The organism is Hungatella sp. (genome assembly GCF_046966825.1).
Genome location: NZ_JBKVCZ010000067.1, coordinates 25,519 through 35,891 on the forward strand (window position 1 = coordinate 25,519; position 10,373 = coordinate 35,891).

8 protein-coding genes are annotated in these 10,373 nt (G+C 51.8%); 7 read left to right on the forward strand and 1 reads right to left on the reverse strand.

The genetic code is table 11. The features are described from left to right. Positions 1 to 30 precede the first annotated feature (30 nt). The 4 genes from ACLTD4_RS19450 (at position 31) to ACLTD4_RS19465 (ending at position 6,751) form a co-directional block, all read left to right on the forward strand. Positions 31 to 1,173: an efflux RND transporter periplasmic adaptor subunit gene (locus ACLTD4_RS19450; protein ID WP_055653480.1), complete on the forward strand. Its 1,143-nt coding sequence runs from the start codon at positions 31 to 33 to the stop codon at positions 1,171 to 1,173. Positions 1,174 to 1,185: 12 nt separating this feature from the next. Next, the gene (locus ACLTD4_RS19455; RefSeq protein ID WP_055653482.1) at positions 1,186 to 4,224 is read left to right on the forward strand and encodes an efflux RND transporter permease subunit; all 3,039 of its coding nucleotides are present in this window, start codon (positions 1,186 to 1,188) and stop codon (positions 4,222 to 4,224) included. A gap of 133 nt (positions 4,225 to 4,357) precedes the next feature. Beyond that, positions 4,358 to 5,515 (forward strand): TolC family protein, encoded by a 1,158-nt coding sequence (locus ACLTD4_RS19460; protein ID WP_117622364.1) that lies wholly within the window; start codon positions 4,358 to 4,360, stop codon positions 5,513 to 5,515. 39 nt (positions 5,516 to 5,554) lie between these two features. Continuing rightward, complete coding sequence (locus tag ACLTD4_RS19465; RefSeq protein ID WP_117622363.1) at positions 5,555 to 6,751, forward strand: TolC family protein; 1,197 nt, start codon at positions 5,555 to 5,557, stop codon at positions 6,749 to 6,751. 75 nt (positions 6,752 to 6,826) lie between these two features. Here the strand turns inward: ACLTD4_RS19465 and spoIIR are convergent, their stop codons facing one another. Next, positions 6,827 to 7,453: a stage II sporulation protein R gene (gene spoIIR, locus ACLTD4_RS19470; RefSeq protein WP_002604741.1), complete on the reverse strand. Its 627-nt coding sequence runs from the start codon at positions 7,451 to 7,453 to the stop codon at positions 6,827 to 6,829. 138 nt (positions 7,454 to 7,591) lie between these two features. Here spoIIR and ACLTD4_RS19475 point away from each other — a divergent pair, with 138 nt between their 5' ends. The 3 genes from ACLTD4_RS19475 to ACLTD4_RS19485 are packed head-to-tail and all read left to right on the forward strand — an operon-like array spanning position 7,592 to position 9,947. After that, positions 7,592 to 8,656 carry a D-alanine--D-alanine ligase family protein gene (locus tag ACLTD4_RS19475; protein WP_117622362.1) on the forward strand — a complete coding sequence of 355 codons (1,065 nt, stop codon included), beginning with the start codon at positions 7,592 to 7,594 and terminating at the stop codon, positions 8,654 to 8,656. A 30-nt stretch (positions 8,657 to 8,686) separates the two neighbouring features. After that, positions 8,687 to 9,505 (forward strand): glutamate racemase, encoded by an 819-nt coding sequence (murI, locus tag ACLTD4_RS19480; protein ID WP_117622361.1) that lies wholly within the window; start codon positions 8,687 to 8,689, stop codon positions 9,503 to 9,505. 1 nt (position 9,506) lies between these two features. Further along, entirely contained in the window at positions 9,507 to 9,947 is a 441-nt protein-coding gene (locus ACLTD4_RS19485) for a DUF1934 domain-containing protein (RefSeq protein ID WP_412331482.1), read from the forward strand. Positions 9,948 to 10,373: the final 426 nt, after the last annotated feature.

The window sequence follows — 10,373 nt, forward strand, 5'->3', positions numbered from 1 at the left end:
TAATCTTTGTAACGAAGTGAGGAGTTCAGCATGAGTAAGAAGAAAGTAATAACAATCGCAGTCAGCGTGGTATTAGTGGCTGCTGTGGCAACCTTAATCGTAACCAATGTTGCCGGAGGAAAGAAAGAGGAGGTCGTGGCGGAGGTGCCGCCGGTGGTAGCCGCAGAGAATCCGGAGCTTCGTTCGATCGAGGTGAGTACAGAGCTGATCGGTACGATTGAACCGGACAGCATCGTGTATGTAACACCGAAGGGAGCCGGAGAAATCATAAGCGTCAACGTGCAGACCGGCGATCAGGTGACGGCGGGACAGCTGTTATGCGAGATTGACACGAAGCAGGTGGAAGCGGCAAGACTTACCATGGAAACAGCCCGGGTATCGTATGAGGATGCAAAGAGCAATCTGGACCGCTATTCCGTGCTGCATGCGGCAGGGGATATGGCCGAAGCTGATTTCCAGAAGCTGGCTGATAATGTAGAACTGGCAAGACTGCAGTATGAGAGTGCAAAACTGGGTTATAACCTTCAGCTTGAGAGCAGCCAGGTTACCTCCCCGATCGCAGGACGTGTGGAGAGCTATAATGTAAAGCTTCACGATATGGTTTCCCAGCAGAGCCAGATCTGTGTCATCGCCGGAGCGGGCGACGGCAAGGCGGTTACCTTCTACGCTTCAGAACGGATAGTAGGGGGCCTGAAGGCCGGTGATCCTGTTACGGTTGAGAAAAATGGAACAGACCATGTGGCGTCAATCACGGAGGTGAGTTCCATGGTTGATCCGCAGAGCGGCTTATTTAAAGTAAAGGCATCCATTCCGGATGGAGGCGCACTGGCTACAGGAACCTCCGTAAAGCTTCGTGTGATTTCTGAGAAGGCCGAAAATGTGCTCACGGTGCCGGTTGACGCAGTCTATTATGAAGGCGGCAGTCCCTATATTTACACATACGGAGACGGTGTTCTCCACAAAAATGCGGTTACGGTCGGAATTGCTGATGACAGCTTCATCGAAGTAAAAGATGGAATTAACGCAGGCGATCTGGTTGTTACCACATGGACAACAGAGTTTTATGACGGATCCAAAGTCACCTTAAGTGAAAATCAGACATCAGAAGACGGGACACCAGACGCTCAGACCGAAAGTTTCAGTCAGACAGAGCCGGCTGATGCGAATCAGTAAGGGGGCGGAAGAATGGGAATTACAAAAAGTGTTTTAAAGAGACCCATCACCACCGTCCTGGCCGTTCTATGCCTTCTGGTCTTCGGTTTGTCTTCCGTGTTCTCCTCCAAGATGGAGCTGACACCGGAGATGAACTTCCCGATGATGATGATCACCGCCGTATACGCGGGAGCCAGCCCGGATGATGTCAATGAGCTGATTACAAAGCCCATTGAGGAATCGGTTGGAACCCTGTCCGGCATTAAGAATATTCAGTCCATGTCCCAGGAAAATATCTCCATTGTCATGATGGAGTATGAATACGGCACGGACATGGATAAAGCGTATTCCGATTTGAAGAAAAAGATGGACAGCATCACCATGCCGGATGATGTGGATTCGCCAAGCATCTTCGAATTTAACATGAATGACATGCCGAGTATCACACTGTCAGTCAATGATCCCTCGGCGGATAACTTATACAATTACGTGAGCGATGAGATCGTTCCGGAATTTGAGAAAATATCTTCCGTAGCCAGTGTGGATTTAAGCGGCGGACAGGAGGGCTATATCAGAGTCCGCCTGATCCCTGAGAAGATGAATCAGTATCATCTGAATATGAATTCCATCAGCCAGGCCATTAAAAGTGCGGATTTCACCTACCCGGCAGGAAGCACAGGGGTAGGCAAGCAGGATTTATCGGTCAGTACCTCCGTGAAATTCGATACGGTGGAGAGCTTAAAGAGAATTCCGATCGTAGCCGGAAGCGGAAAGACCATCTATTTAGAGGATGTGGCAGACGTGTCCGAGACAACCGGAAAGGATACCAGTATCGGCCGTTATAACGGAGAAGATACCGTGTCCCTGTCCATCAACAAGCAGCAGAAGAGCAGTGCGGTAGACGTATCGAAGTCGGTAAAACGGACGATCGAGACGCTGAAGGCAGAGCATCCGCAGCTGGAGATGATCGTTGTCAATGATACCAGCGAGCAGATTACCTCTGCGCTGAGTTCTGTGACGACCACTATGGTTATGGCGGTTATCATTTCCATGGTTATCATCTTCCTGTTCTTCGGAGATATCAAGGCGTCCCTGATCGTCGGAAGCTCCATCCCGGTATCGATCCTGGCGGCCCTGATCCTGATGTCGGTTATGGGATTTTCCCTGAACGTTGTTACCATGGGAAGCCTGGTTCTCGGAGTCGGTATGATGGTCGATAACTCCATCGTTGTGCTGGAAAGCTGTTTCCGTTCCCACAAGGGGCAGGGCTTCCGGGAATACATGGAGGCGGCGCTGGAAGGAACCGGCAAGGTTATCCAGTCGATCTTCGGCGGAACCGTTACCACCTGTGTCGTATTTATCCCGCTTGCACTCTTAAAGGGGATGTCGGGACAGATGTTCGCACCGCTTGGTTTCACCATCGTATTCTGTATGGCGGCCTCACTGATCTCCGCTATGACCATTGTTCCGCTGTGCTACAGCCGGTTCCGTCCGGTGGAGAAGAAGAATTCTCCGGCCTCCGGCATGGTTCGCTGGCTGCAGGAGGGCTACCGGAATATCATCGGAAAGCTGCTGAATAAGAAAAAGACGGTTATGGCAGTTTCCGTACTGCTTCTGGTGGTATCCTTTGTGATCGCCGGTCGGCTGGGATTCGCCCTGATGCCTGATGTAGACCAGGGAACCGTAGCCGTGACGGTAGAGGTTCGCCCTGGTCTCAAGATAGAAGAGGTAGATAAGATTCTGAGCAAGGTGGAGGCGATTGTCAAAGCCGAGCCTGACAGGAAGTCCTACATGGTTACATACGGCGGCAGCGGATTGTCCCTGGGTGGAAGCAGCGCTTCTCTGACCGCATATTTGAAGGATGACAGAGAACTCACCACAAAACAGGTCGTGGATAAATGGAAGAAAGAGATGCGGGATATCCCGGACTGCAACATAACCGTGGAATCCAGTTCCATGATGAGTTCCTTCAGCAGTTCCAACGATTTACAGGTTATTTTACAAAGCTCCCAGCTAGATGACTTGAAAGAGGCCTCCGACAATCTGGTCGATGAGCTCACACAGTATCCGGGCCTCATCAAGGTGCATTCCGATCTGGAAAACGCAGCTCCGGTAATCAAGGTCCATGTGGACCCGATCGAAGCGGCTGCGGACGGCGTCGCTCCGGCCTCTGTCGGAGGATTGCTTAACAACATGTTAAGCGGTGTGAAGGCGATGACCATGGACGTGGACGGCAACAACGTGGACGTTAAGGTCGAATATCCGGATGGAGAGTATGATACGCTGGATAAGGTAAAGGGAATCACGATTCCGACACAGACAGGCGGTTCCGTGGCGCTTACCGATATTGCTGATATCGTTTATGAAGACAGCCCGGCCGGAATCACACGTAAGAATAAACAGTACCAGGCGACCATCACGGGCTCCTTTACCGACGAGGTGTCTACCGACAAGGAAAAGACGGAAGCCCTGAAGAAGATCAATGAACAGGTGGTAAACAAATACTTGAACAGCTCGGTTACAAGAGCGAAAAACAGCGTTGACGAGTCCATGTATGAGGAATTCAGCGCCCTGTTTAAAGCCATTGCCATCGCGATCTTCCTGGTATTCGTGGTTATGGCGGCTCAGTTCGAGTCACCGAAGTTCTCACTGATGGTCATGACGACCATTCCGTTCAGCCTGATCGGTTCCTTCGGTCTGCTGGCGGCCGCGGATGTCATGATTACCATGCCTTCCTTATTAGGCTTCCTGATGTTAATCGGTACGGTTGTGAACGCCGGTATTCTTTATGTCGATACGGTCAACCAGTACCGCTCCACGATGGATAAGCGAACGGCCATGATAGAGGCGGGCGCGACGAGACTTCGTCCTATCCTCATGACGACTCTGACCACCATCGTGTCCATGATCCCGATGGCGATCGGATACGGAAGCAACGGAGAACTGATGCAGGGGCTTGCCCTTGTCAACGTCGGAGGCCTGACGGCTTCGACCATTCTGTCCCTCCTGATGCTGCCGGTTTACTACTCGATTATGAGCGGAAAAGTGGATACGGAGCCAATGCCGGACTAAGTTATATGAAAACTGGAATAATGTGTCTTTGAACTTATTGCAGTTATATGGTAAGATAAGGATACGAAAAAAGAGCAGAGGATTCAGACTGTAACATAAAATCCATCCGGTACAAGGTTAGGAGGACCAATTGATGAAAAAATGGAAACAGATTAGTGCCTGCTGTCTGGCAGCAGTTCTGGCGGCTGCGGCTCCGACAGGGACTGCCTGGGCCGGAAGCCCGGAATTCGCCAGAAGCGCCGAGGAGTGGGCAAAGCTTCGCGATAACGTCATGGAGTATGACGAACTGGCGGGGCTGATACATGAATATAATGTGACGGTACAGAATAATCAGCGTGATTATAACGAGAAAAAGAATAAAACAAGCGATGAAATCGCACAGGATTACCGGGATGCGGCCGACGCGGTCCGGAGCAGCATGTCTGGGGACGACAGTCCCCAGGCTATCATGCAGGACAGCATGGCGGAAGCGCAGGCTTTAAGCCTGGAGCAGCAGGCCGATGACAATGTGGAGGACAGCGAGATTTTCAAGATGACCTATGATCAGACAGAGGCCACGCTTGTATCCAACGCTCAGACCAATATGATCTCCTACCACCAGAAGGCCCGGGACCTGGATTTGAAGAAAAAGAACAGGGAACTGCTGGCCGCGACCTATGACTCCGTGGTGCTTAAGATGAATCACGGCATGGCCACGCAGATGGAAGTGCTGACTGCCCTGGAGAATTTACAGAACGCGGATGCGGCGATCTTAACCGCCGAGTCCGATCTGGAGAATACGCGGCAGAAGCTCTGTGTTATGCTGGGCTGGAGATACGACGCTTCCCCGGAGATCCGGGAGATCCCGGCCGTGGATTTAAACAGAATTCAGTCCATGGATCCGGCGGCAGACAAGGCCAAGGCCCTGGAGAACAACTACACGCTTCGCATCAACAAAAAGAAACTGGCAAACTCCTCGAATAATTCGAAAAAAGAGAGCCTTCAGATGACCATAGACGATAACATCCAGAGAATCGGATCATCCGTGGATTCGGCATATAAGAATGTTATTCAGAGCCAGACCGCCTATCAGCAGGCCGCAGTATCCTTAGAGGTGGCTTCCAAGAACATGGAAGCGGCCGAGAGGAAGATGCAGATCGGTACGCTCAGCCGGCTGGATTACTTAACCCAGCAGTATGCGTATCTCCAGGCTCAGGTAGCCATGGAAGACGCGAGTATGGCGCTGTTCCAGGCTGTGGAATCGTATGACTGGAACATTAATGGCCTGGCGAGTGCCAGCGCAGGCATGTAACCGGTGGATGGGATACTTACAGCCGGAAGGAGTAAAGGCATGAAAAAATGGAAAATGATAATGTGTATGGCTCTGGCCGGTACGCTTTTAGCCGGAGGAAGTTTCTCTTCCTGGGCAAAGCTGTCGGATTACGATGCGGAGACGGCGGCGCGGCTTCAGGACGATAAACTGGAGTACGACGAACTGGAGAATCTGATCAGGGAGTACAATCCCGAGATCAGCTACGCGTATAAGCAGCTGGATTTCTCAGATGATGATACGGCTTCGACGGTCAGAAATCTGAAAGATTCGATAGAGAAAGAAGATTATAAAGATAAGATTAAGGCGCTGAAGGAACAGAAGAAACAGCTGGAAGCGATGCCGGATTTCGAGGGCAAGGACGCCGCTCTACAGGAACTGAAGACGGCAATTAAGGGGATGGAGTCCATGCTGGACGCCCCGTCGACCACGACGAAAGCAACGGATAAACAGCTGGAGAAGGCGAGAAAACAGATTGACACGGGAGCGAGATCAGCTTTAAAGGGCACACAGACCCTGATGATTACGTATGACAATCTCCGCGCCCAGGTGCAGACCCTGGAAAAGGTGGAAGAGCTTCAGAAGGAAGCGCTGGAAGCCGCGAAGCTGCAGGCAGGGCTGGGGATGGCGACGGACACCGGAGTATTGCAGGCCCAGAGCGATCTGCTGTCCAGTCAGTCCCAGCTTGACAATCTGCGTAACCTCTCTAATAATCTGCGCAGCCAGCTCTGCCTTTTAACGGGCTGGAAGGTGGACGCCACACCGGAGATCGGTTCGGTCCCCGCTGCGGACCCGTCGAAGATCGACACCATCGATCTGTCGGCGGATATTTTAAAGGCCATCGGCAATAACCAGACCCTGATATCACAGCGTCATGCGTCATCCACAAAGTCCACGGCCGCTATCGACAACCGTCTGAAGAATATTGACGTGTCGGAACAGCAGCTGACGGTAGAAATGCAGCGGCTGTATTCGGTCATGCAGCAGAAAAAGGTGCTCTACGACGCGGCCAACACGGCGTACCAGAAGGCTCTTCTGGCCAAGGGCGCCGCAGAACGCCAGTATGACTTGAAGATGCTGAGCAGACTGCAGTATCTCGGCGCAGAGGCCCAGTTTTACCAGGCGGAAGGCGCGAGAAAATCGGCTGATACTGCGCTGCTTCAGGCTATGCTTGACTATGACTGGGCAGTTCAGGGATATGTGTCCATACCACAGTAGGATTACAGAGTGGCGGACGCGTTTAAGCTCAGCAGCAGGATTACAAGGGGGCGGACGCATTTAAGCCCGGCAGTACTAATTTTCCAGCAGCTCAAGGAATTTTGAACGAATCCGGATATGGACCTCCGGCTGCTTCTTAAGAAGCGCCTGGTAGTCCGCGGCATCGAGGGATTCTCGTAATATTTCCCGGGAAGAATCGGGAACGACCGCGTAGGTCGAATCAACAAAACAAAGCGGAGGATAGAGGACACACCACCAGTTGTGTCCTTTTCCTTTGCCTATTTCCACCCGCACCGCGTCGTACGTACCACAGGGAAATACCATGTCGCCGTAGGTTTTTGTGGGAAAATAGCATTCTGTTACTTCCATATGTGCAGGATAATCATATCCTTCCGCTTTCATGTAATCTTCTGCCTCCTGTTCCAGGCTGTCCTTATTGGCAAGGACATACTCTTTCGTATCATCCAGTGATGCATTTTCCCCCAGTTTCTCATATATTGAATCGAGGAGCAGGGTTCGCACGCGCAGCTTCAGCTGCTGGTCTTCGTCGGAATCGCTGTTGGCCAGAACGTGGAAACGCAGAATTTCCGGGGCGATTCGGGCGGCCATGGCTTCGTCGCTCTGGCGCTGGCCGGCCATGGTGAATAAGAATGCCAGAAGAAGGCAGGTTAAGCACAGGAATAAATCACGTCTATATTTCATAAGGAACCTCCATTTTACAGTCAGGAATTATCTATTTGTTGTAATTGTAACCATATGTGCTATAATATAAACACTGTAAAAAGGAAATTCCTGCAGCAGCAATCCCGCGGGAAAAGGAAAGTATGAGGAGAAAGTAAAATGAACAGGAAAACAGCGGTTGTTTTATTTGGCGGCCAGTCATCTGAGCATGTGGTATCCTGCATGTCTGTGGTCAACGTCATCAATCATATGAATAGAGAGAAATACGACCTTCTTTTAATTGGAATCACGGAAGAGGGCCATTGGATCAAAGTGGAATCCGTGGAGGCGATCGAGTCCGGCAGCTGGAGAGAGGGGACGGTAAATGCCGTCATATCCCCTGATGCCACGAAGCAGTGCGTCATATTAACCGAGGGAGACCGTGTGGAGTTTGTGAAGGCGGATGTGGTATTTCCGGTGCTTCATGGGCTGTATGGGGAGGATGGCACCGTTCAGGGGCTTCTGGAGCTGGCCAGAATCCCGTACGTGGGCTGCGGCGTGCTGGCATCTGCCGTATCCATGGATAAATTGTATACAAAGATCGTGGTAGACGATTTAGGCGTGCGCCAGGCCGCCTACGTCCCTGTTATGCGGTCTGACTTAAACGATATGGCCTCCGTAGTCGGCAGAGTGGAAGCGAAGTTCTCCTACCCCGTATTCGTAAAGCCGTCGAATGCCGGTTCGTCGAAGGGCGTGGCCCGTGCGGACGGCAGGGAGGAGCTGGAGGCAGCGCTTCGCGAGGCGGCAAACCACGACCGCAAGATTCTTGTGGAGGAAATGATCAGGGGCCGGGAGATCGAGTGTGCGGTATTTGGCGGCGGACTGATTCCGGTGGAAGCCTCCGGAGTCGGAGAGATCCTGGCGGCCGCGGAGTTCTACGATTTTGACGCGAAATATTACAATTCCGATTCCAGAACGGTTGTGAATCCGGACCTTCCGGGAGATGCAGTGAATCAGGTTCGGGAAGCGGCAAAGGCCATCTTCCAGGCGGTGGACGGCTACGGCCTCGCCCGAGTGGACTTCTTCGTTAAGGATGACGGAACCGTGGTATTTAATGAGATCAACACACTGCCGGGCTTCACGGCCATCAGCATGTATCCCATGCTCTGGGAAGCCGCAGGAGTCACCAAGGATCAGCTGGTAGACCGCCTGATGGAGCACGCATTTGACCGCTTCCGGCTTTAGAAAACGGATCAAAACTTAAGGAGAGACACTATGGCAGACAGGAATTCACCCATAGGGGTATTTGACTCCGGCGTCGGTGGTCTGACCGTTGCGCGGGAGATTATGAGACAGATGCCGACAGAACGGATCGTCTATTTCGGCGATACCGCCAGAGTTCCATACGGCAACAAGTCCGGCAATACGGTAATCCGTTTCACGAGACAGATTATCCGCTTTCTTCTGACTCAGGATGTAAAGGCCATCGTTATCGCATGCAACACCGCGACAGCCTATGCGCTGGAAGCGGTGGAGGGGGAGCTGGATATTCCCATCATCGGCGTAATTCACGCCGGCGCCAGGACGGCGACCCAGGCCACGAAAAATGGAAAGATCGGCATCATCGGCACGGAAGGAACGATCCGCAGCGGCGTCTACACAAAGGTGATGAAGGGGATGCGCTCCGACATCGAGGTGACCGGCAAGTCCTGTCCCCTCCTGGTTCCGCTGGTGGAGGAAGGGCTGCTTCACGATTCCGTGACAGATGAGATTGCGTCCCGTTACTTAAGCGAACTGAAGGGCAAATATATAGACACTCTGGTTCTGGGCTGCACCCATTATCCGCTGCTGCGTTCGACGGTAGGGCGTCTGATGGGACCCGAGGTGACACTGGTGAATCCGGCGTATGAGACTGCCCTGGAACTGAAACAGGTTCTGGAGGAGGCAGATTTATTATGCGGCGGCTCCCAGGAAGGCCAGGAGCAGTATCGTTTTTATGTCAGTGATCTGGCAGAAAAATTCACCAGCTTTGCGGCGTCGATTCTTCCCGGAGAGGTGAAGGAAACGAGACAGATAAACATAGAGGAGTTTTGAGATGACAAGAGATGTACTGATTACCATAAGCGGCATTCAGCTGGCGGACGGTGACAGCAATGAAGTTGAGATGAACACCGCCGGCGATTATTTCCAGAAAAACGGCAGCCATTACATTCTGTACGACGAGGTAATGGAAGGCCAGAATGATATTATCAAAAACACAATCAAGATCCGTCCCGAGGGTCTTGACATCATAAAACGCGGAAGCTCCAGTGTCCACATGACATTTGAAAAGGACAAGAAAAACCTTTCCTGTTATGCGACGCCCTTCGGAGAAATGATGATCGGCATCAACACCAACGACATCCTCATCGCCGAGGACGAGGACAGCTTAAAGGTCCGCGTATCCTATTCCCTGGACATCAACTATCAGCATGTATCGGAGTGCAATATCAATCTGGACATTCACTCAAAGTCTACTGCGAATATTCATTTGTGATATGCTACGCCCAATTCCCCGGACCGCCCGGCTGGCATGGGGCTGTGTACTGGCTGGGTAAGAAAAGCAAAAAGCAAAAATTTGCTTTCTAAGTCCAATTAGAAAGCAACCGCTGCCTGAATATTACTGTAGATTTACCAAATTTAATTCATACTATTCACAGATGATGCCGCGTTGCATTCATATCCCTTAGCGGAGCCAATACACAGCCCCAGTACTTGTGGAGAGGCGGAGTCTGGCAGGGGAGGAATCGTGAACGGTTTCCTTTTCTGAGGTTCGCAGGAACTTAAGTGGGAAGAGACGAAAATGAGGGGGTGAAAGCTGGCCTCCAAGCCAGCTTTCAAGTGAACACGGAGGCGAAGTCCTTCAGGAGTTCGGCGGAGTTTTCGCGATCCCCCTCATTTTCGTCTCTTCCCGCTTTAGTTC

Excerpts from the sequence above, each read along its gene's own strand:
- ACLTD4_RS19450 (WP_055653480.1), top strand. The coding sequence starts at position 31 with ATGAGTAAGAAGAAAGTAATAACAATCGCAGTCAGCGTGGTATTAGTG.
- ACLTD4_RS19455 (WP_055653482.1), top strand. The coding sequence starts at position 1,186 with ATGGGAATTACAAAAAGTGTTTTAAAGAGACCCATCACCACCGTCCTG.
- ACLTD4_RS19460 (WP_117622364.1), top strand. The coding sequence starts at position 4,358 with ATGAAAAAATGGAAACAGATTAGTGCCTGCTGTCTGGCAGCAGTTCTG.
- ACLTD4_RS19465 (WP_117622363.1), top strand. The coding sequence starts at position 5,555 with ATGAAAAAATGGAAAATGATAATGTGTATGGCTCTGGCCGGTACGCTT.
- spoIIR (WP_002604741.1), bottom strand. The coding sequence starts at position 7,453 with ATGAAATATAGACGTGATTTATTCCTGTGCTTAACCTGCCTTCTTCTG.
- ACLTD4_RS19475 (WP_117622362.1), top strand. The coding sequence starts at position 7,592 with ATGAACAGGAAAACAGCGGTTGTTTTATTTGGCGGCCAGTCATCTGAG.
- murI (WP_117622361.1), top strand. The coding sequence starts at position 8,687 with ATGGCAGACAGGAATTCACCCATAGGGGTATTTGACTCCGGCGTCGGT.
- ACLTD4_RS19485 (WP_412331482.1), top strand. The coding sequence starts at position 9,507 with ATGACAAGAGATGTACTGATTACCATAAGCGGCATTCAGCTGGCGGAC.